The organism is Nonomuraea mesophila (genome assembly GCF_004352805.1).
Taxonomy (GTDB): domain Bacteria; phylum Actinomycetota; class Actinomycetes; order Streptosporangiales; family Streptosporangiaceae; genus Nonomuraea; species Nonomuraea longispora.
The window spans coordinates 1-20,206 of the sequence record NZ_SMLD01000166.1 but is presented as its reverse complement, the minus strand read 5'-3'; the positions used below and the strand labels follow the sequence as shown (position 1 = coordinate 20,206).

Genomic DNA, 20,206 nt, shown 5'->3' with positions numbered 1-20,206 from the left:
GCCCACCCGCCGGGCCGGAGGGCCTCACCTGTGACGGATCGGCGGTGCGCGGCACGCTGGCGCAGGTGCTCAGCGGCATGGAGGCCGGCGTGCTGGTGGCCCCCGCGCGCAACGGCGACGGCTCGGTCCTCGTAGCCGTCGACCTGACGGGGCCGGGTGTGACCAGGACGGCGCTGGAGACGCTCGACCCCACGCGCGGCCAGGCCCGCATGGAACTGGACGGAGCGACGGCGCGGGTGCTCGGGCCGCCCCCGGACATCGGCGACCTGCTGTGCGTGGCGCTGGCCGCCGAGCAGCTGGGCGTGATGCGGGCCGCGCTCGACGCCATCGTCGCCTACGCCAAGGTCCGCGTCGCCTTCGGCCGCTACATCGGCTCCTACCAGGGGGTCAAGCACAAGCTCGCCGACATGCACGCCAAGCTCGAACAGGCCGAGTCCATCGTGCGCTACGCCGCGTGGGCCGCCGACGAGTCGCCGGACGACCTGCCGGAGGCCGCCGCCCTGGCCCAGGCGTACGTCGGCCGCGCCTGCTTCGAGGTGGCCCGCGACCACCTGCTGCTGCACGGCGGCATCGGCTACACCTGGGAGCACGACGCCCACCTGTTCTACAAGCGGGCCAAGGCGGACGAAGTGCTGATGGGGCCGCCGCGCGTCCACCGTGCCCGCCTCGCCGCCCTGCTGGAGTTGTGATGGACGTCAGCGCGCTGCCCGGCTTCTACGCCATCGCCGCCGCCGAACCCGGCCGCCCGGCGCTGATCGACGCCGACGGCACCCGAACGTCGTACGGCGAGCTGCTCGCCCTGGTCAACCAGGTCTCCCACGGGCTGCGAGCGCGCGGCCTGCGCACCGGCGACGTGGTCGCGGGCGTGCTGCCCAACGGGATCGACCAGGTCGTCATGGTCATGGCCACCTGGCAGATCGGGCTCTACTACGTGCCGATCAACTGGCATCTGACGGAGTCCGAGGTGGCGTACATCCTGGCCGACTGCGACGCCAGGGTGGTCGTCACCGGTGCCGGCCACGCGGTGCCCGGCGGGGAGATCGGCACGGCCGGGCTGGCCGAAGGGCAGCCCGCCCACGCGCCCGCGGAACGGACCGCCGGGGCGGTGATGTGGTACACGTCCGGCACCACCGGCGTCCCCAAGGGCGTGCAGCGGCCGCTGCCCGGCGCCGCGCCCGAGGACGTCGTGCCGCTGTACGTGTGGTTCCTCGGCGAGGTCGTCGACCTCGCTCCCGGAGCGGAGACCCATCTGGTCACCTCGCCGATGTACCACTCCGCGCCGTGCGCGCACACGCAGTTCGCGCTGCACCTCGGGCACACCGTGGTGATCGCGCCCAAGTTCGACCCCGAGGTCATCCTGCAGCTCATCGAGCGGCACCGCGTCTCCAACGCGATGATGGTGCCGACCATGTTCCATCGCATGCTGCGCCTGCCCGAGGAGGCCAGGCGCCGCTACGACCTGTCGAGCCTGCGCCAGGTCGTGCACACCGCCGCCGCCTGCCCCGTCACGGTCAAGCAGCAGATCATGGACTGGTGGGGGCCGGTGCTCTACGAGTACTACGGTTCCACCGAGTCGACGATCGCGTTCTCCGTCAAGCCGCACGACTGGCTGGCCAGGCCCGGCACCGTGGGCAGGCCCGCGCCCGGGTTCGAAGCCAGGATCTTCGACGACAAGGGCGGGGAGCTGCCGCCGGGCGAGCCGGGCCTGATCCACCTCAAGTCCTCCATGGGCTCGTTCGAGTACCGCAAGGACCCGGGGAAGACGGCCGCGAGCATGCTGGGGGACTGGTACGCGCCGGGCGACATCGGGTTCATGGACGACGACGGCTACCTGTTCCTGTGCGACCGGCGTACCGATCTGATCGTCTCGGGCGGGGTGAACATCTACCCCGCCGAGATCGAGGCCGCGCTGCTCGACCATCCGGCGGTGGCCGACGTGGCCGTCATCGGGGTGCCCGACGAGGAGTGGGGCCACACGGTGGTGGCCCTCGTCCAGCCGGCCGCCGGGGCCACGCCGGGCACCGGGCTCACCGCCGAGCTGCTGGCGCACTGCGGGCCGCGCATCGCCAGGTTCAAGCATCCGCGGGTGATCGAATACCGCTCCGAGCTGCCGCGCACCCCCACGGGCAAGCTGTCGCGGTCGAAGGTGCGCGCGGCCTACCTCGCCGCGGCCGGGAACACCAGCTCCTCCGAATAACGCCCGTCGCCCAGGTAGAAGGTGGTCGACATCGTCCGGTCCGCGGTGTCGAAGACGGTGCTCCACAACGTGCGGAACGGCTCGGCCGGATCCTCGGCCGGCCGGACCGCCCGCAGGTTGTCGCGCAGATCCTGCGGTGACTGGGTGACGCCCTTGCTGCGCTCGTACAACGTGCGCAGCCGTTCGTACGTGCCGAAACTTGACTCGTTGTCGGCGGGCAGGTTCATCGGGTCGGGGTTGCGGTGCAGCAGGTGGTTGGTGACGCACAGCGGCCCGTCGCCGAACTCGATGATGTGCTCGCTGCCGTCCTTGCCGCGCTCCCACACGAACGCCTGCCCGTGCGCGTCGGCCACCAGGTAGTGCAGGGGGGTGCCGTAGTCGTACTGCTTGGCCAGCAGCAGCGCCTGCTTGGCCTGGTCGGCGTTCTCGCAGGTGTCGAGCAGGAACCTGGGCAGCTGCACGCTGCCCACGCCGACCTGCGGCGAGGTGTGCTCCGGCGGCTCGGCGGTCTCGAAGTCGGCGATCAGCAGCATGACCGCGAGCCCGGCCGAGTTGATGCCGTCCATGCAGCCGTCGAGATCCGTCATGGTGATGACGGCCGACGACAGTCCCTCGTCGGGAATCGTGGTGATCACATAGGGGCGCGAGGCCATGGGCAGCTCGCCGGGCGTCGGCGCCGAGCCCATGATCTCGCTGGTGGTCAGGCGGAAGAAGTCGTAGTTGCGGCCGACCCGGCCGTGGCCGTCGGTGGATCCCTGCGGCGGCACCCACAGGGCCGAGCAGCCGGAGCCCCCGGGCATCACGCTGAGGCAGTCGAGGGCCAGCTCGTCCTGGTCGGGGTCGAGCCCGAGGGCCGCCGCCGCGCCGTCCATGCGGGCGTCGTGCTGCGGCCAGTGCCGCTCGAACCAGACCCTGCGGGCCCGGTTGACCTCGGGCGTGGCCGGCATGGGGGACCAGCCGAGCCTGCGGGCCTCCTCGGTCAGTGCTTGGCCGATCTTGAACTGGCTGCCGGTGAGAGTGAGGTGGCGGACGAGCTGGAAGTCGAGGGTGCCGCCCGCGACCTGCGTCAAGTTCTTCATGACGGCAGCCTCGCCGTACCCGCTGACCGATGCCTTACCGCCCGCTGACGGCCCGCCGGTAGCGCTCGGACAGCCGCAGCACGTGCTCGGCCAGTTCGGGCGGGTCCAGTACCTCGAAGTCGACCCCGAGGAATCCGACCCACACCGCCATCTTGTGCGGGTCGTCACCCCGCAACTCGATCCTGCACGTGGCGTCGTCGACCGGCTCGACCTCCAGCCCCAGCCGCATGCCCCGGATCTGCTCGACGGGGGCATGCAGCAGCACCGTCGCGCGGAACCGCCACATGGCCGTGTTGACGCCCTTCTCGACGTACGCCGCCACGTCGCCGTCCTCCGGCGGCTCGCGCGGGGTGAACCGGGGCCCGCCGGGCGTGCGCGGGCGCATCCGGTCGGCCCGGAACGTACGCCAGTCCTCCCGCTCGACGTCGTAGGCCACGAGATACCAGCGGCCCCGACGGTGGACCAGGCGGTGCGGTTCCACGTCACGCGCGCTGGAGGAGCCGTCGTGCCCGGTGTAGTCGAAGCGCAGCCGCTCGTGGTCGCGGGCGGCGTTCGCGATCGTGGTGAGCACCTCGGGGGAGACCATGGTCTGCGCGGGGCCGGGGATCTGCACGGTGTAGGCGTTGAGGGCGCCGACCCGGCGGCGCAGCCGGGACGGCAGCACCTGCTCCAGCTTGGCCAGGGCGCGCACCGAGCTCTCCTCGATGCCCTCGACGCCGCCGCCCGCCGCCCTGCCGAGCCCCACCGCGACCGCCACGGCCTCCTCGTCGTCGAGCAGCAGCGGGGGCAGCGCGGCCCCGGCGCCCAGGCGGTAGCCGCCCGCCACCCCCGGCGTGGCGTGTACCGGGTAGCCGAGCGTGCGCAGCCGTTCGACGTCGTTGCGGATCGTCCTGGTCGAGACCCCGAGCCGGGCGGACAGCTCGGGGCCCGACCACTCCCTGTGGGCTTGGAGCAGGGACAGCAGCCTGAGCAGGCGGGCCGAGGTTTCCAGCATGCGACCAGTGTGACGGCTGTCGCGGAAGGCCCGCTTCCGCGACAGTTCTCGTCAGCCGCCGAACAGCGTCTGAGCCTGCTGGATGACGACCAGCACGGTCAGCGTCCCGAAGAAGGCGACCGACCAGATCAGCGCACCCAGCCGGTAGGAGCGCACCTTGATGGCGTCGGGCAGCGAGCGCCGGTTGAGCACGATCAGCAGGATCGAGTAGACGAACATCATCACGGCGGCGAAGCAGGCCGAGAACACCAGCAGGATGAGCGGCTGGTCGAAGCCCAGCAGCAGGATGCCGATGCCGATCAGCGCGATCGCCCAGACGGTGACGAAGTAGATCTTGTTCTCGGACGCGGACGACTTGCTCAGGTAGACGGTCTTGATCGTGTCTGCCGCCAGCCGCGAGGTGTAGTCGACGATGCCCATGGCCGCCGCGAACAGGGCCAGCGCCCCGATCACCCAGAACAGCACGCCGAACCAGGTGCCCACGGTCTCCTGCAGCACCTGCCCCTCGACGCGCAGGAACTCGATGCTGTTCTCCAGGCCCGACCGGCCGAACACGGTGGAGTAGGCCAGCATCGACATGAGCGCGATCGTCACGAACGTCACCAGGCCGAACGTCCACGCCTGCTCCAGGTTGGCGAAGCGCCACCACGCCCGCCACCGCGCGAGGTTCTCCTTGGTGGGCGCGAACTGGAAGCCCGTCGACGCCGCCGCCTCCTCCTGCCCGGTGACCGGGCTGACCAGGCGGGGCACGTACAGGCCCATGCCGAAGCCCTTGTCGCGGATCCAGTTGCTCTGGCACAGGTTCTGGCCGCCGCCCGCGCCGGCGTAGGCGATGGCGCCCATCAGGACGGCGAAGTCGAGCGGTGGCACGGGGAACTGGGCGCCGACGGTCAGGCCCTTGCCCAGCTGCACCCAGCTGTCGGCGGTGATCGCGACGATGATCGCGACCACGATCAGGATCACCACCAGGGCGACCTTGGCGAAGATCACCCGTTCGAGCGCGATGTAGATCACCGGAGCCAGCGTCAGCCCGAAGGCGATCAGCAGCAACAGCCCGATGGCGATCCAGCGTACGGCGCCCTCGCCCGCTCCGGTCAGGTAGGTCACCATGGTCGCGGACGTGGTCACCCAGCCCGGCCAGAGGTTGGAGGCGAGCGTCATCAGCACGAAGACCAGGCCCCAGTGTTTCCACATCCGGCTGAAACCGGTCAGCGCGGTCTCGCCGGTGGCCAGCGTGTAGCGCTCGATCTCCATGTTCAGGAACCACTGCGTGATGATCCCGATGGCCGCTCCCCAGATGAAGACGAGCCCGACCTGGGAGGCGATGTACGGCCAGAGGATGAACTCGCCCGATGCCAGCCCCACTCCCGCGCCGACCAGGCCCGGGCCGATGAAGCGCCAGGTCGCTCGAGGGGGTTCGGGCAGGTCGCGGACGGTGACAGGGGGTAGGACTCGCGCAGGAACGGTGGGGGTGAACTCCGCCATGCGGATCTCCTTTTCGGCGTACTTACCCGCCACATTACAGAGCGGCGAAACCCCCGTGGAATAGCCGATGTCCCGTCACCACGTACTCTCCATGATTCGTCAATGTGACGACATGCCCGCCGGCGTCCAGCAGCCCTCCGAGTACTTCGCGCATGGCCGCCCGCCAGGCCCGCGCCGCCGCCGGGTCCTCCCGCCGCAGCCGCTCGACGTCGGGTGGCGTGCCCACCAGAACCACGTCCGCCTCGGACGTTCCGACGACCGGCCCGCCGTCCTCGCCTGACTTCAGCAGGACGGGGCAGGTCGCGACGCCGGGCTCGGGGGAGCCGCCGGCGGCCTCGCGGACGGGCCAGACGGCCAGGACGCGGTCGGAGGCGTCCCCTTCGTTGATGGCGTCGGCCATTTCGCCGTAAAAATTTAGCAAATAACGTTCGATCCGCGCGCCCAGCTTCACCAGATTGAAATGCGCATTACGCCGTACGAGCGGATCGAACGTCCAGGTGATGGTGTCGAGGCCGTTCTTTCCGCACCATTCCCGCTGGTGGGTCTTGAGCGCGTACCCGATGCCCCGGCCCGTCACGGCCGCCCCGGTCACGTGCGAGTGCAGCGACCGCCCCGCTCCGCGGAACCCCACGGAGGCGCCGACCAGCCGGTCGCCCTCGAACGCCCCGGCCACGTAGTTGCCCGTGTGCGCGAAGCCGGCCATCAGCTCCACGGTCGCGGACACGTTGCGCGGCTCCGGGTGCCAGATGCCGTCGAAGAGCTCGTAGACCTGCTCGAACTCCGCGATCTCGCGCAACTCCCTGATCTCCATGCCGGTCCTCGCCGTCGCCTCGCCGTGTCCGTCGTGTCTGCTATGTCCCGTCACCTCCTATTCAGCCACGACGCCCCGGCGCGGCGGCGAGCCGGGGCTCCCCGTGTCTCAGCGGACCGCCTCGATGAGCGCCCGCAACAGCGCGGCCCGCCGGGGCATCTCGGCGACGACGACGTGCTCGTGGTCGGCGTGCGCCCCGCCGCCCACCGCGCCGAGCCCGTCGAGCGTGGGACAGCCTGCCCCCGCCGTGAAGTTGCCGTCGGAGGCGCCGCCCACCGACGCCGAGGTCAGCGGGCCCACCCCGAGATCCGCCGCCAGCTTCTGGGCCAGCGCGTAGAGCGAGGCCGACATCGTGCTTTCGAGCGGCGGCCGGTTGGGACCGCCGAGGATCTCCAGGCGGGTGCCGGGCAGCACCGGCCGGAGCGCCCGGACGGCGGCGTCGACCCGCTCCTGCTCGTCGACCTCGGCCACCCGCACGTCCACCCCGACGGACGCCTCGGCCGGGACGGTGTTGAGCGACGTGCCGCCCGACAACACCGTGGGCGTGACCGTGGTCGCGCCCGCGCCCAGGCCGGCGATGGCGAGGATCTGGTGGGCCAGCTCGATGCCCGCGTTCGCCCCCTTCTCGGGCTCCAGCCCGGCGTGCGCCGCCCTGCCGTGCACGTGGACGGTGTAGAGCGAGGTGCCCTTGCGCGCCGTCTTCAGCGCCCCGCCGTCCGCGCTCGCCTCCATGACGAAGGTGGCGGCCAGGCCGCGCGCGGTGTCCTCGATCAACCGGGACGAGGTCAGCGAGCCGACCTCCTCGTCACCGGTGACCAGCAGCGTGACGCCGTCGAGCGAGTCCAGACCCGCGAGGGCGTGGAACGTCTGCACCAGCCCCGCCTTCATGTCGAACACCCCCGGCCCGCGCGCCACGCCGTCCACCACCGACCAGGGGTGGGTGGCGAGCGAGCCGGTCGGCCAGACGGTGTCGTGGTGGCCGAGCAGCAGCACCTTGGGGGTGCCGAACGTCCAGCGCAGGTGCGTGACGCCGTCGAGCACCAGGAACTCCGGCTCGGCGCCGAGATGACGGGTTCCCATCGCGGCCACGACCTCCGCGCTGCGGGCGACCGCGGCCAGGTCGCTGGAGAACGACTCGCACAGGACGAGTTCCTCGAGGTCCTCGATCATGCCAGCAGCTCCCCGAGGAAACGGTGCACGTTACCGCCGATGATCTTCATGACGTCCTTCTCCGGCAGGCCGCGGGCGAGCAGGCCCTCGGTGACCATGGGCAGCCCCGACGGCCCCGTCAGGCCGGGGATCGCGGCCTTCGGGTCGACGCCGCGGTAGTTGAGGCCCTCGCAGCACGGCCGCGTCAGGTCGGACATCACCTCATGGACGAAGTCGGGGCCGAGGCCGACGTGGTCGACCCCGGCCACCTCCGTGATGTGCTCGATGTGGTCGAGCAGGCGGTCGAGCGTCATGTCCTCCGGGCGTTCGGCCAGGAAGGGCGCGAAGAAGTTGACGCAGATGACGCCGCCGGTGGCGGCCACGCCGCGGAGCTGGTCGTCGGTGAGGTTGCGGTGGTGGTCGCGCAGGGCGCGGGCCGAGGAGTGGGTGGCCAGCAGGGGTTTCGTGGCCAGCTCCAGTACGTGCGCCACGCCGGAGGCCCCCAGGTGGGAGACGTCGAAGACCATGCCGAGCCGCTCCATCTCCCGCAGGGCGGCGACGCCGTGGGAGGTCAGCCCGCTGCCGGTGGCGTCCTCGCCGCTGCCGTCGGCCAGCGGCGTGCGGCCGAAGTGCGCGATCGAGGCCACCCGCACACCCAGGCGGTGCACGGTCGAGATCAGCTCGACGTCGGCGTCGAGGCCGGGCATGCTCTCCAGTGCGAGCACGAGGGCGATGGTGCCGTCGTCGAGCGCCCGGTCGATCTCGGCCGCGTCACGGCAGAGCCGTACATGCTCCGGGTTGCCCTCGGCCAGCACGTGCGCGCACTCGATCATCCGCAGCGTATGTCGCAGCGCGCCCTCAGGACGGTAGTCGTCCTCGATGAACACCGGCAGGATCTGCAGGTTGACGCCGCCCTCGACCAGTTGCGGCAGCCACCGCTCGCGGAAGAAGGCCGCCCACTGCCCTGGCGGGCGGGCCGTGACGGCCATGAGCAGGTCGTTGTGAGTGTCGGCCACGACAGCACGCTGGTGCAGGGGAGACGTCATGTTCCGGACGTTATCGTGCGAGCAGGGCCGCTCCAATGTGCCAGCGCCCGAACGGCGGGCTCATCGTTCGTACGTCACCATCAGGACGCCCGGATGGGGGAGCGCGCCCGATCCGCCCGCCTGGGAGCGCGCCCCCGGCCGCCCGCATGGGGGAGCGCGCCGTCGCAGCGCGTGGGCTCAGGACGACCCGGCGGGCCGGTAGGCGGGGATCGGCGGCCTGGCCGTCAGTCTGCGGTAGAGGGTCGTGGGGCCGGGCCAGTTGTTCGTGACGCGGCCTTCGGCGGTTTTGTACCAGCTCTGGCAGCCGCCGCCCCACACCATCCGCTCCATCGCCGCGTCGAGCCGCCGGCGCCAGGCGGCCATCGCCTCGGGCCGCACCTCGATCGGGCCGTTCAGCGACAGGTGCGGCAGGCAGGCCATGATGTGGTCGACCTGGCATTCGAGCATGAAGACGATGGAGTTGTGCCCGAGGTTGGTGTTGGGGCCGTACAGGAGGAACATGTTCGGGAAACGGGGCACGGAGATGCCTAAATAGGCTTCGGCGCCGTCCTTCCACTGCTCTGCCAGCGTGAGTCCGTCGCGCCCGACGATCTCCATCGGGGCGAGGAACTCGGTGCTCAGGAAGCCGGTGGCATAGACGATGGTGTCGGCCTCGCGCAGGCCCCCGGTGGTCTCGACTCCCTTCGGCGTGACGCGGACGATCCTGTCGGTCACGACGTCGACGTTCGGCCTGGTCAGCGCCGGGTAGAAGGAGCTGTCGATGATCACCCGCTTGCAGCCGGGCGGATAGGAGGGCGTCAACGCGGCCCGCAGCGCCGGGTCGGGCACCTGGTCGCGCAGGTGCCGCAGCGCGCGCTTCCTGAGCAGGTCGGCGCTCCAGCCCTGGGCGAGTGCCGGGTAGAGGGTGGTCTCGGCGTAGCGGTAGATCCACTCCCGGTAGGCCCGCTGCAGGCCCGGCACCAGGCGGAAGGCCAGCCGGACCGGTCGGCCGAACGTGGCGTCCGGCTTGGGGATCACCCAGTTGGGCGTGCGCTGGTAGACGTCGAGGTGCTCGGCCTGCTCGGCGACGCGCGAGATGAGCTGGGCGGCCGACGAGCCGTTCCCGATGACGGCGACCCGCCTGCCGGCGAGATCGTGGTCGTGGTTCCATCGGGCGGAGTGGAAGGAGACGCCCTCGAAATCCGCCATGCCGGGAATGTCGGGGAGGCGGGGGCGGTTGAGCTGGCCCACGCTCATGACCACCACGTCGAACGCCTCGGTGTGCTCCTCGCCGCCTCCCGCAGGGGCCGTGGTGACCTGCCAGCGTGCGCCGTCGAAGGCGGCTCGGCGGACCTCGGTGTTGGGGCGGATTCTTCGCCTGACGTCGTATTTATCGGCGCAATGTTCTAAATAGGCGAGGATTTCGGGTTGTTCGGGGTAGCGGCGGGTCCAGCTCGCGTACTTCTCGAACGAGTACGAGTACAGGTGCGAAGGGATGTCGCAGCCCGCCCCCGGATAGCTGTTGTCCCGCCAGGTGCCGCCCAGAGCGCCGGCCCTCTCGAAGACCGTGTAGGACCGGATGCCGGCCCGTTGAAGCTGGATCGCCATGCACAGTCCGCCGAAGCCCGCCCCAATGATCGCGACGCTGGGTGCCATGCCGTCCTCCGCGAGGTCAGGATCCACTTACAGTACGCCGGGCTCGCGTTCCCGCAACAGCCCTTGTCACGCGCGCCCGGCACGTGCGCGGCCACCCCCCGGGTTCACCGGTAGTCTGCCCAGGTGGCTGCTGTGACGTTGACGAACGTGATCGAGGTGCTCGAGGCGGCCTACCCGCCCGCCCGAGCCGAATCGTGGGATGCGGTGGGGCTGGTCAGCGGTGATCCCGACCAGCCTGTGCGGCGGGTGCTGCTCGCCGTCGATCCCGTCGCCGCCGTGGCCGAGGAGGCCCTGGAGTGGCAGGCCGACTTGATCGTCACCCACCACCCGCTCTACTTGCGCGGCACCACGAGCGTGGCCACGACCACGCCGAAGGGCCGCCTGATCCACACCCTCATCAAGGACGACGTCGCCCTCTACACCGCCCACACCAACGCCGACGTCGCCAACCCCGGCGTGTCCGACGCGCTGGCCAGGGCCGTGGGGCTCACCGGCGACCTGGTGCCGCTCCAGCCGTTCCCCGACGACCCGTGGCGCGGGCTGGGCCGCATCGGTGAGACGGCGGGGGAGACGACGCTGGAGGAGTTCGCGGAGCGGGCGGCCGAGGGGCTGCCGCGCACGTCGTGGGGGATCCGGGTGGCGGGCGACCCGTCGCGCCGCGTCACGCGCGTGGCGGTCAGCGGGGGAGCGGGCGACTCGCTCCTCGGCGCGGCCAGGGCCGCGGGCGTCGACGTCTTCCTGACGGCCGATCTGCGCCACCATCCGGCCAGCGAGTTCATGGAGGCGGGCGGGCCCGCGCTCATCGACGCCGCGCACTGGGCCACCGAGTGGCCCTGGCTCGACAGCGCGGCGTCCATCCTGCACGCGAGTGGCGTTAACGTGGAAACGCGTGTCTCCGCCACGGTCACCGATGCTTGGACAAGAGGATATTGATCATGAAAGCAGCCCCTGAGGCCCAGAAGCGCCTGCTCGACCTGGCTGAGCTCGACTCCGTGATCGACCGGCTGGCACACCGCCGCCGCACCCTGCCGGAGCTCGCCGAGATCGACGAGCGTTCCAAGTCCTACGCCCGGCTCTCGACCCAGGTGATCGAGGCCGAGACCGAGGCGAGCGACCTGACCCGCGAGCAGACCAAGGCCGAGGCCGACGTCGACGCCGTGCGCACGCGGGCCGAACGCGACCGGAAGCGCCTCGACTCCGGCGCCGTCTCCTCCCCGCGCGACCTGGCCGGCCTCCAGTCCGAGATCGCCTCGCTGCAGAAGCGCCAGGGCGACCTGGAGGAGATCGTGCTGGAGATCATGGAACGCAAGGAGGCCGCCGACACCAAGGTCACCGACCTGGTGCGGCAGCGCGACCAGGCCGGTGCCGAACTCTCCGCCGCCGAGGGCCGCCGCGACGCCTCGTTCACCGAGATCGACAAGGAGGCGGCCGAGGTGCAGGGCCGCCGCACCGCCCTCGCCGGTGAGCTTCCCGCCGACCTGCTCGCCCTCTACGAGAAGCTGAGAGCCCAGTACGGCGTGGGCGCCGCCATGCTGCGCGGCGGCCGATGCCAGGGATGCAAGGTGGCGCTGTCCATCGCCGAGATGAACAGCATCAAGGCCGCCCCGCACGACGAGGTGCTCCGCTGCGACGAGTGCCGCCGCATCCTCGTCCGCACACCAGAGTCGGGCCTGTGACCTCCTACATCGTCGAGGCCGACGGCGGCTCGCGCGGCAACCCCGGACCCGCGGGCTACGGCGCCGTCGTCAAGGACGCCTCCGACGGCCAGGTGCTGGCGGAGGCGGCCGAGGCGATCGGCGTCACCACCAACAACGTCGCCGAATACCGAGGGCTGATCGCGGGGCTCACGGCGGTGCTCGACGTGGCCGGCGACGGGGCCTCGGTGGCCGTACGCATGGACTCGAAGCTGGTCGTCGAGCAGATGGCCGGCCGCTGGAAGATCAAGAACGAGGGGCTGCGCCCGCTGGCCCTGGAGGCGGGGTCGCTGGCGCGGCGGCTGCGGGTGACGGAGTGGACCTGGATCCCCCGCGAACGCAACAAGCACGCCGACCGCCTGGCCAACGAGGCCATGGACGCCGCCGCCCAAGGCCTGCCCTGGAAGGCGGGCGACACCTCCGCCCCGGACGCGGACATACCGTCCCCTGACACCTGGGAGAACGGCAGCGCAGCACCGCACACGGAAAACGGCGGTGCAGGACCGCGTGCGGCAGACGGCGGCACGGGACCGCGTGCGGTGGACATGCGGGGCCGGGGGGCGGCGCGGTCGGTGGCGGGGCAGACGGACCTTCTGGATGGGGGCGACATTTCCGAAATGTCAGCCCCAACCGCCTCCATCGCCACCGCCCAGCGGCTCGGCAAGAACGCCGGCTGGGTCGCGCCCACCAAGGTGGCGACCTCGCTGCTCCTCCTCAGGCACGGCGAGACCGAGCTGTCCCTGGAGCGCAGGTTCTCGGGCCGCGGCGACGCCGAGCTCACCCCGCACGGCCTGGCCCAGGCGTCGGCGGCGGCCGATCGGCTGTCGCGCGACCCGTACCGGCTGGACGTGATCGTCACCTCCCCGCTCAAGCGCGCCAGACAGACCGCCGAGGTGGTCGCCCAGCGCACCGGCCGCGCGGTCGAGGTGGAGGAGGACCTCAGGGAAGCCGACTTCGGCGAGTGGGAGGGGCACACGTTCACGGAGGTCCAGCGGCGATGGCCGGCCGAACTGGCCGCCTGGCTCGCCGACCCCGAGGTCGCCCCGCCCGGCGGCGAGAGCTTCGCCACCGCCGCCCGCCGCGTGCAGGCGGCCGGTGAACGCCTGATCGAACGGTACGAAGGCAAGACCGTGCTCGCGGTCTCGCACGTGACGCCCATCAAGATGCTCCTGAGAGTCGCCCTCATGGCTCCGCTGGAAGCCCTCTACCGGATGCATCTCGACGTGGCCTGCCTGTCGCTCATCGACTATTACGCGGACGGGCCGGCCGTGGTGAAGTCGTTCAACGACATATCACACCTGCGCTGAGGGGCGCCGTGCCGGGTGCCGCCAGAACACCCGGCACGGCGCGTCACCGCCGCTCGGACGTCGACCGGCCCGTCACTGCCGCCCGGACGGCGACCGGCCTCAGCCCACCGGGTCGATCTCCCCGCCGGGCCGGGAACGCCGGAATTTTGGTAACCTCGTTCGGACGAGCCGGCCGGGCGGCCGCGTCGGGCCAGCGGGCCCGCCGAGGAAGGTCCGGGCTCCACAGGGCAGGGTGGTCGGTAACGCCGACCCGGGGCGACCCGCGGGAAAGTGCCACAGAAAGCAGACCGCCTCCCCGTCGAACGGGAGGTAAGGGTGAAAGGGTGGTGTAAGAGACCACCAGCGCCCACGGTGACGTGGGCGGCTCGGTAAACCCCACCCGGAGCAAGGTCAAGAAGGGCGCTCTCCGGAGCGTCCGCGCGCGACGTTCGAGGGCTGCCCGCCCGAGCCGCGCGGGTAGACCGCTTGAGGCCGCCGGCAACGGCGGTCCTAGATGGATGGCCGCCCCTTCGTATGAAGGACAGAACCCGGCCTACAGGCCGGCTCGTCACTCACCGCCTGCTCACCAGGGCCCAAAGCCTCTACGGGGGCGAGGTTGCGGCGGCGATGGCGGCGGGGTCCCAGTAGAACGGCCGGCATTCGAGCATGCGCCCGTTCCGCACCCGGACGAGTTGCATGATCTCCGTGTCGACCGCCTGGCCGGTCGCACGGGCGCGGAACCGCACCCTGCTGCGCACCACCACACTGTCCTCGTCGCCCCAGTGTTCCTGTTCCAGGAACTCCATGGACGTCCACGTCCGGCTGAAGGTGGCAAGGAACTGTTCCAGCCCGTCAGGTCCCCGCCACGAACCGGTTCCCGTGAACGGCAGGCCGGGTGCCTGATACAGGACGACCTCGGGGTCCAGGTATGCGGCGACCTCGCCGTAGTCGGCCTTTCCCAATCCGCCCGCGGCGATGTACGCGGTCTCGGCGCGATAGATCCTCTCCATCACCGCCCAGGCGTCCTGGGTCCGGTCCGCCCGGTGAACGCCCTCAGTGTGGTTCTCGGTACTCATGACTTCAGCGTCCAGGGTACGGAAGAAACGTGCTGGCGGTGATCGGACTCCTCACCGTGGGAACCCTCGGCGCCCCTGCCGTCGTGAACGGCGACGGCTCCGTGCCGGATCGGCCGCGGTCACCGATGAGCGGCCAGCACCGCCGCGAGGCCCTCCCGCACGTCCTTGACGAAATATTCGGGGACCTCCAGCGACGGGAAGTGCCCGCCGGCTTCGGGTGACCTCCATCGGACGATCTGCCGGTACCGCTCCTGCGCCCAGGGGCGCGGGCACTTCTCGATGTCGCGCGGATACATGCTGATCGCTGACGGGACGTCGACCCGAAGTTCGGGATCGAGCGAATTGTGGCTCTCGTAGTAGATGCGCGCGGACGATGCGCCGGTCCGCGTCAGCCAATACAGGGTGACGTTGTCGAGAATCCTGTCTCTGGAAATCGTCTCGAACGGGCTGTCCTCCGTATCCGTCCACTCGGCGAACTTGTCGAGGATCCAGGCGAGAAGCCCCGCCGGTGAGTCGACGAGCGAGTAGCCGATGGTCTGCGGCCGGGTCGCCTGCTGCTTCGCGTACGCCGCGCGGTGGCTCCAGAAGTCGCGGGTCTCCTCGGTCCACCTGCGCTCGACCGCCGTCAGCCCGTCCGTCGTCAACCCGGGCGGCGCCTCGGCGAACGTCGTGTGGATGCCGAGCACGTGCGCCGGGAACCTGCCCCCGAGAACCGTGGTGATGTTCCCTCCCCAGTCGCCGCCCTGGGCGACGAATGTGCCGTAGCCGAGCCTGTCCATCAGTTCCACCCATGCGGCCGCGATCTTTTCGGTCCCCCACCCGGTGGTGGCCGGCTTGTCGCTGTAACCGAAGCCCGGCAGCGACGGAGCCACGACGTGGAACGCCGGCGCGTCCGCGTCCTTCGGATCGGCCAGTTCGTCCACCACGTCGACGAACTCGGCGATGCTGCCCGGCCAGCCGTGCGTCATGATCAGAGGCGTGGCGTCCGCGCGCGTGGATCGGCGGTGCAGGAAGTGGATGCCCAGATCATCAATGGTCGTGCGGTACTGGCCGATACGGTCAAGGCGCTCCTCGAACGAGCGCCAGTCGTATCCCGTGCGCCAGTAGTCCACGACATCGACAAGGTCGGCGAGGGGAACGCCCTGGTCCCATCGGGGAGGGCCGGGCGCGGCGCCATGGACCGTCTCGGCTTCCGGCAGCCGCGCCGCGGCCAGTCGTGCGCGCAGATCGTCGAGGTCGGCGTCGGTCGCGTGGGCTTGGAACGCTTGCACGTCGCTGGTCGGGCGGGGCATGAGACCTCCTGGTCATCGCGGAACCGGCAGCGATCCAAATGCGAACCGGCTAAGACGGTTCTAACATGCCCTCATGCTGGGGTGCAACCTGCTAAGGTGGTTCCATGCGCGCTGGGTTCCCCGAGTTCCGCCTGGGTAATGTGCTGGCGATGAGCTTCACGGGGACTCTGTCGGAGCGTCGTGGCAACGCTGTGGAGCGCATTCCCACGCCGCACCGGCTCGTCGACTGGCTGGTCGTCAACGGTCTCGCCGTGGACTCCTGCACCACGGCCCAGCTCGACCTCGCGCGCGAGCTGAGGGAGTCGATCCACGCCACCGCGACAGCGGCCGCGATCCAGGACCCGCTCCCTGCCTCGGCTCTCCGCGTCATCAACGACCGCAGTGCTCAGGGCCGGGCGGCGGCCGTCCTGACGCCCGAGGGCAAGCGGCGATGGCAGCTCGGCTCGGCTTCCTGCGTGGAAGACGCCCTCGGCGTGATCGCCGCCGACGCGATCAGCATCATCGCGGGCGAACGAGACGGAAGGCTGGCCCTGTGCGCATCGCCGACCTGCCGAGCCGCCTTCTTCGACACCAGCCAGAGCCGCACCCGCAAATGGTGTGACATGAACACGTGCGGAAACCGCCAGAAGAAGGCGCGCTTCACCGCCAACCGGCGCAAAACCCCTGGATCGGCGGAGTGACCCACGCCCTCGGCCACGGGCCGGCCGTCCACCCGCGCTGGTTACGGAGAGCCGGATGACGGCGTGGCGGATCCTGCTGGTCACGGCGACCGTCACGGGTCTGGTGTGCCTGGCGATGTCGATCGGCCGCCCGTGGGCGTACTTCACGGTGCAGAGCAACGTCATGCTCGCGCTCTACTACGGCGGGCGGCTGCTCCACGGCCGCAGGAACCCCGCCGCGGCCGGCGTCAAAGGCGCGGTGACGCTGTATCTGCTGGTCACCTGCCTGGTCAACTACGTCTCGCGGGACCTGGCGAACCCGCTGGCGCTGCTGGACGGCGGCGGGATGCGCGGGCTGGGCAACTTCCTGCTGCACTACGTGATGCCTGCCATGGCGCTGGCCGACTGGGCCGCTTTCGACCGCTCGCGCCGTGTCCGATGGGCGGCGCCGTTCGCCTGGCTGGGCTACCCGCTCCTGTACGGCGCCTTCGTGTTCATCGCCGGCCCCGATCTGCCTCGCCGCTACGTCTACCCTTTCCTGAACGTGGACCGACTGGGCTGGCCGGCCGTCGCATCGGCGTCGCTCGCAGCGCTGGCCGCCTTCGTCGTGCTCGGCTACGCCCTGCTCGGCATCCACCGGCTCACGGCCGAACCCGCCGACCCCTGAGCCCGCAGTCCGGACCCGAACGAGGCCCGCCGGCCCCTGAGCCCGCAGTCCGGACACGAACGAGGGGCGGAGACACCGGCCTCCGCCCCTCCGGCCCCTGGGAGACAGGACCGGCGCCGCGAAGCGCGCCGTGGGCCCCTGGAGAGCCTCGCGGGCACCGCGACCCTAACCCCGGCTCACCGCGCCGGTCTGTGCAGCATTACGCATTGAGGCCGGCGGCGTGGGCCGCAGCGGCGGCACCATGTGCACCCGTGCCGAGCCGATGTCGAAGAAGAGCCCCACGAGCTCCAGCTTCCCGGCCCGCACCTGCTCGTCGACCTTCCGGTACGTGCGCAGGTTCTCCAGCTGCTGCTGCACGTTGACCCGGCACAACACGTCCAGTGCCCCGCCGTGCAGCCGGTCTCCCTCTCTTTCGATGAACGTGGCCAGGCTGTGGTTGCCGTGCCGCAGCCATCTGCGCAGCCCGGGCAGGCTGCCCGCCTGTACGCCGCCGCTCAGCAGCCCCGCCATCGCCCCGCAGCCCGAATGCCCGCACACCGTGATGGTGTGCACCCCCAGCACCTGCGTGGCGTACTCGATCGCCGCCACCATCGAGTCGTCGTGCGGCTCCGAGCCCCTGCGCGGCACCAGGTTGCCGATGTTGCGCACGGTGAACAGGTCGCCGGGGCCGCTCGCCGTGATCAGCGAGGGCACGATCCTCGAGTCGGCGCACGTGATGAACAGGTGCGACGGCTGCTGCTTGCGGGCCAGCTCGGTGAAGATGGGCCGCACCAGCGGCGCCGTACGCTGGTGGAACTCGCGCGCGCCCTCCGTGAGCCGGCACTCCATCGGTTCGGGGGAGTGGTCGGGCGGGATGGAGGGCAGCCTGGGCCGGCTCCGGTGGGCCCAGGGCAGCCACCAGCGGTCGGGCGCCTTCGGCGGCGACTTGGCGGGGAACATCCGGGCGCCGCTGGCCGCCAGCGCGTACCACTCGTCGTGCAGCTCGTCGATGTGGACCGAGCCGCCCATGCGCTCGTGGTCGAGCCGCCAGGAGTGGATGGCCTCGAAGGCGCCGTTGTCCATGAAGTCGATGTTCAGGTCGAGTCCGACGTCCGTGCCCGCGGGGATGGTCCGCAGCTCGTGCGTCAGCCTGGGCACGCCGAGGAACGTCAGCGAGCCCGAGATCGTCACGTGCAGCCGTCCCGTGCCGTCCTCGCGCTTGAGCACCGTGACCCCCGTCAGCCGGCGCAGCGCGAGCAGCGCGGCCAGCGCGAGCCCCGCCAGCACTCCTTCGGCCAGGCCGAGCAGGATGACCGCGGCCATGGTCACGAGGTAGACCGGCACTTCACCGTGGCCGTGCACCTTCTTGATGTGACCGAGGTTCACCATCTGCACGCCGATGAACACCAGCAGCGCCGCCAGCGCCTCCAGCGGGATCAGCTTGATGGACCAGCCGAACCCGAGAGCGAAGATCAGCACCCACACCCCGTGCAGGATCGTCGAGCAGCGCGTACGCGCCCCGGCCCGTACGTTGGTGGTGCTGCGCACGATCACCCCGGCCACCGGCAGGCCGCCCAGCGCGCCCGTGACCATGTTGGCCACGCCCTGGCCGGTCAGCTCCTGGTCGAGGTCGGCACGCTTGCCGCCGTGCATCTTGTCGGCCGCCACGGAGCACAGCAGCGACTCACAGCCGGCCAGCAGCGCCACCAGCAGCACGGACGCCACGACCAGATGCCAGTCGCCCTGCGGCAGCACGGGGAACGCCCACTCGCCGACGCTCTCGGACAGGTCCACGCGGGTGACGTCCCAGCCGAAGGCCCAGGCGGTGCATGCCGCCGCGAGCAGCGCGGCCAGCGGCGCGGGAACGGACTTGACCGGCCCCGGCAGGCGTGTCCACAACGCCAGCACCGTGATGGTGAGCAGGCCGACCGCCACCTTGTGCCCGTGCAGGTCGGCGATCTGGCCGGGCAGCTCGATGAGGTTGGCGACGGCCGAGCTCTGTGACGTGCCGCCCAGCACCACGTGGAGCTGGGCGAGCGCGATGATCACTCCGACCGCCGCCAGCATGCCGTGGATGACGGCCGGTGACACCGCCAGCGCGGCCCTGGCCGCCTTGAAGATGCCGAGCACGAGCTGTACGGCCCCCGCCAGCAGGGTGATCATGCAGGTGGCCCGCCACCCGTACGTGTGCACGAGTTCGACGACCACCAGTGACAGCCCTGCGGCGGGGCCGCTCACCTGGACGGACGAGCCGCCCAGCGTGCCTCCGACGATACCGCCCACCACGGCGGCGATCAGCCCGGAGATCAGGGGAGCCCCTGAGGCCATCGCGATGCCCAGCGAAAGGGGCACCGCGACGAGAAAGACCACGAGCGACGCCGGCACATCATGCCGGAGCGTGCTCAGCCGGATACGGTGCGTGTCGCGGGTCATGGAGCAAACCCTATGGGTCCGTCGACCCCGCTTTAGGTGTGCCTCACATGGGTTTTACCCATTAATGAGCGCCTTCGGTCACCGGTAGTAGTCGTGCGGGTAGTCCTGCTCCGGGCTCTTCCTGCGGTGGCTGCCGCGGCCGTTGCCCGAGGCCGCCTGGGGCCGCGCCTGCGCGTCGCCGCCGAACGCCTGCCACGTGGTGTCGGAGGCGGCGACGCCGCCCGCCGGCGGCTCGGGCCACGCTCCGGTGGCCGGTGCCGTGGTGATGTCGCCCGTCTCGTAGGCGAACGAGGACGGCTGCGGCGCCGGGGCGGGTGTCGGCGTCGGCGCCGCCAGCACGTCGTCGTAGGCCGGGACCGTCCTGCCGGGCGCAGTCGGGGTGCCCGTGGCAGGGGAGGGACTGGTGAGGGGGTCGGAGTCGTCGGCGACCGCCCAGCCCGCGCTCACTTCGTAGGAGCTGGGGTAGGAGGAGCGCTCGGCGGGCTGGTCGAAGGCCGGCCACGACCCCACCGCCCCGAACGAGGTCGCCGGGGAGGAGGCGTCGAGCACGTCGGGCGTGGACGCCGGCCACGAACCGGAAGAAGAGCCTGACGAGGCGCCGGTCGCGGGCGGGTTGGTCCAGGTGGTGTCGAGCGGGTCGGGCACGCCGTCGTAGGCGGGGAACGGGTCGCTCGTCGGCGCCCCCTGGATGGGGGTGGGCCTGTCTCTTATACACAACTGACGC

17 protein-coding genes, 1 other RNA gene and 1 pseudogene are annotated in these 20,206 nt (G+C 71.0%); 8 read left to right on the top strand and 11 right to left on the bottom strand.

Features of this window, described 5'->3' with window-relative positions:
• Positions 1–689, top strand: a 689-nt coding sequence (locus E1295_RS39010; protein ID WP_132638797.1) for an acyl-CoA dehydrogenase family protein, incomplete at its 5' end; no start/stop codon positions are given.
• On the top strand, positions 689–2,197 hold the full coding sequence (locus E1295_RS39005; RefSeq protein WP_132638795.1) for an AMP-binding protein: 1,509 nt from the start codon (positions 689–691) through the stop codon (positions 2,195–2,197). The genes E1295_RS39010 and E1295_RS39005, both read left to right, overlap by 1 nt.
• On the opposite strand, the gene E1295_RS39000 is transcribed toward E1295_RS39005, so the two are convergent.
• The 7 genes from E1295_RS39000 to E1295_RS38970 all read right to left on the bottom strand — a co-directional run bounded on the left by E1295_RS39000 (position 2,158) and on the right by E1295_RS38970 (position 10,396).
• Positions 2,158–3,276 carry a C45 family autoproteolytic acyltransferase/hydrolase gene (locus E1295_RS39000; protein ID WP_132638793.1) on the bottom strand — a complete coding sequence of 373 codons (1,119 nt, stop codon included), beginning with the start codon at positions 3,274–3,276 and terminating at the stop codon, positions 2,158–2,160. The two genes, E1295_RS39005 and E1295_RS39000, sit on opposite strands and share 40 nt — an antisense overlap.
• A 34-nt stretch (positions 3,277–3,310) precedes the next feature.
• Positions 3,311–4,270 (bottom strand): helix-turn-helix transcriptional regulator, encoded by a 960-nt coding sequence (locus E1295_RS38995; RefSeq protein ID WP_132638791.1) that lies wholly within the window; start codon positions 4,268–4,270, stop codon positions 3,311–3,313.
• Between the two features lie 51 nt (positions 4,271–4,321).
• A complete protein-coding gene (locus E1295_RS38990; protein WP_132638789.1) occupies positions 4,322–5,755 on the bottom strand; it encodes an Nramp family divalent metal transporter in 1,434 nt (477 codons plus the stop codon).
• Between the two features lie 34 nt (positions 5,756–5,789).
• The gene (locus E1295_RS38985) at positions 5,790–6,566 is read right to left on the bottom strand and encodes a GNAT family N-acetyltransferase (RefSeq protein ID WP_132638787.1); all 777 of its coding nucleotides are present in this window, start codon (positions 6,564–6,566) and stop codon (positions 5,790–5,792) included.
• A gap of 108 nt (positions 6,567–6,674) precedes the next feature.
• Entirely contained in the window at positions 6,675–7,736 is a 1,062-nt protein-coding gene (locus E1295_RS38980) for a M20 family metallopeptidase (RefSeq protein WP_132638785.1), read from the bottom strand.
• Positions 7,733–8,761, bottom strand: coding sequence for a dipeptidase (locus E1295_RS38975; protein WP_132638783.1), 1,029 nt, complete (start codon positions 8,759–8,761; stop codon positions 7,733–7,735). The genes E1295_RS38980 and E1295_RS38975 overlap by 4 nt, the downstream gene beginning before the upstream one ends.
• 177 nt (positions 8,762–8,938) lie before the next feature.
• Complete coding sequence (locus tag E1295_RS38970; protein ID WP_132638781.1) at positions 8,939–10,396, bottom strand: flavin-containing monooxygenase; 1,458 nt, start codon at positions 10,394–10,396, stop codon at positions 8,939–8,941.
• Between the two features lie 132 nt (positions 10,397–10,528).
• Here E1295_RS38970 and E1295_RS38965 point away from each other — a divergent pair, with 132 nt between their 5' ends.
• The 4 genes from E1295_RS38965 (at position 10,529) to rnpB (ending at position 13,948) form a co-directional block, all read left to right on the top strand.
• A complete protein-coding gene (locus E1295_RS38965; RefSeq protein ID WP_132638778.1) occupies positions 10,529–11,329 on the top strand; it encodes a Nif3-like dinuclear metal center hexameric protein in 801 nt (266 codons plus the stop codon).
• A gap of 2 nt (positions 11,330–11,331) precedes the next feature.
• Positions 11,332–12,072, top strand: a complete 741-nt coding sequence (locus tag E1295_RS38960; protein ID WP_132638776.1) for a zinc ribbon domain-containing protein — start codon at positions 11,332–11,334, stop codon at positions 12,070–12,072.
• The gene (locus E1295_RS38955) at positions 12,069–13,397 is read left to right on the top strand and encodes a bifunctional RNase H/acid phosphatase (RefSeq protein ID WP_132638774.1); all 1,329 of its coding nucleotides are present in this window, start codon (positions 12,069–12,071) and stop codon (positions 13,395–13,397) included. The genes E1295_RS38960 and E1295_RS38955 overlap by 4 nt, the downstream gene beginning before the upstream one ends.
• A gap of 164 nt (positions 13,398–13,561) precedes the next feature.
• Positions 13,562–13,948: RNase P RNA component class A (gene rnpB / locus E1295_RS38950), an RNA gene on the top strand.
• Positions 13,949–13,978: 30 nt separating this feature from the next.
• Here the strand turns inward: rnpB and E1295_RS38945 are convergent.
• Positions 13,979–14,452 carry a nuclear transport factor 2 family protein gene (locus E1295_RS38945; RefSeq protein ID WP_132638772.1) on the bottom strand — a complete coding sequence of 158 codons (474 nt, stop codon included), beginning with the start codon at positions 14,450–14,452 and terminating at the stop codon, positions 13,979–13,981.
• A 119-nt stretch (positions 14,453–14,571) separates the two neighbouring features.
• The gene (locus E1295_RS38940; RefSeq protein WP_132638770.1) at positions 14,572–15,744 is read right to left on the bottom strand and encodes an epoxide hydrolase family protein; all 1,173 of its coding nucleotides are present in this window, start codon (positions 15,742–15,744) and stop codon (positions 14,572–14,574) included.
• A gap of 104 nt (positions 15,745–15,848) precedes the next feature.
• Between E1295_RS38940 and E1295_RS38935 the strand changes: the two genes are divergently transcribed.
• Both E1295_RS38935 and E1295_RS38930 read left to right on the top strand, forming a co-directional pair.
• Positions 15,849–16,424 carry a CGNR zinc finger domain-containing protein gene (locus E1295_RS38935; protein WP_132638768.1) on the top strand — a complete coding sequence of 192 codons (576 nt, stop codon included), beginning with the start codon at positions 15,849–15,851 and terminating at the stop codon, positions 16,422–16,424.
• A 55-nt stretch (positions 16,425–16,479) separates the two neighbouring features.
• Positions 16,480–17,070, top strand: a complete 591-nt coding sequence (locus E1295_RS38930; protein ID WP_132638766.1) for a Pr6Pr family membrane protein — start codon at positions 16,480–16,482, stop codon at positions 17,068–17,070.
• A 165-nt stretch (positions 17,071–17,235) separates the two neighbouring features.
• On the opposite strand, the gene E1295_RS38925 is transcribed toward E1295_RS38930, so the two are convergent.
• Positions 17,236–19,482, bottom strand: a complete 2,247-nt coding sequence (locus E1295_RS38925; RefSeq protein ID WP_132638764.1) for a SulP family inorganic anion transporter — start codon at positions 19,480–19,482, stop codon at positions 17,236–17,238.
• 78 nt (positions 19,483–19,560) lie between these two features.
• Positions 19,561–20,206, bottom strand: a pseudogene (locus tag E1295_RS49360) (hypothetical protein); the annotation flags it as partial.

What these genes read in the sequence shown, in the direction of transcription:
- E1295_RS39005 (WP_132638795.1), top strand. Translation starts at nt 689, where the DNA reads ATGGACGTCAGCGCGCTGCCCGGCTTCTACGCCATCGCCGCCGCCGAA.
- E1295_RS39000 (WP_132638793.1), bottom strand. Translation starts at nt 3,276, where the DNA reads ATGAAGAACTTGACGCAGGTCGCGGGCGGCACCCTCGACTTCCAGCTC.
- E1295_RS38995 (WP_132638791.1), bottom strand. Translation starts at nt 4,270, where the DNA reads ATGCTGGAAACCTCGGCCCGCCTGCTCAGGCTGCTGTCCCTGCTCCAA.
- E1295_RS38990 (WP_132638789.1), bottom strand. Translation starts at nt 5,755, where the DNA reads ATGGCGGAGTTCACCCCCACCGTTCCTGCGCGAGTCCTACCCCCTGTC.
- E1295_RS38985 (WP_132638787.1), bottom strand. Translation starts at nt 6,566, where the DNA reads ATGGAGATCAGGGAGTTGCGCGAGATCGCGGAGTTCGAGCAGGTCTAC.
- E1295_RS38980 (WP_132638785.1), bottom strand. Translation starts at nt 7,736, where the DNA reads ATGATCGAGGACCTCGAGGAACTCGTCCTGTGCGAGTCGTTCTCCAGC.
- E1295_RS38975 (WP_132638783.1), bottom strand. Translation starts at nt 8,761, where the DNA reads ATGACGTCTCCCCTGCACCAGCGTGCTGTCGTGGCCGACACTCACAAC.
- E1295_RS38970 (WP_132638781.1), bottom strand. Translation starts at nt 10,396, where the DNA reads ATGGCACCCAGCGTCGCGATCATTGGGGCGGGCTTCGGCGGACTGTGC.
- E1295_RS38960 (WP_132638776.1), top strand. Translation starts at nt 11,332, where the DNA reads ATGAAAGCAGCCCCTGAGGCCCAGAAGCGCCTGCTCGACCTGGCTGAG.
- E1295_RS38945 (WP_132638772.1), bottom strand. Translation starts at nt 14,452, where the DNA reads ATGAGTACCGAGAACCACACTGAGGGCGTTCACCGGGCGGACCGGACC.
- E1295_RS38940 (WP_132638770.1), bottom strand. Translation starts at nt 15,744, where the DNA reads ATGCCCCGCCCGACCAGCGACGTGCAAGCGTTCCAAGCCCACGCGACC.
- E1295_RS38935 (WP_132638768.1), top strand. Translation starts at nt 15,849, where the DNA reads ATGCGCGCTGGGTTCCCCGAGTTCCGCCTGGGTAATGTGCTGGCGATG.
- E1295_RS38930 (WP_132638766.1), top strand. Translation starts at nt 16,480, where the DNA reads ATGACGGCGTGGCGGATCCTGCTGGTCACGGCGACCGTCACGGGTCTG.
- E1295_RS38925 (WP_132638764.1), bottom strand. Translation starts at nt 19,482, where the DNA reads ATGACCCGCGACACGCACCGTATCCGGCTGAGCACGCTCCGGCATGAT.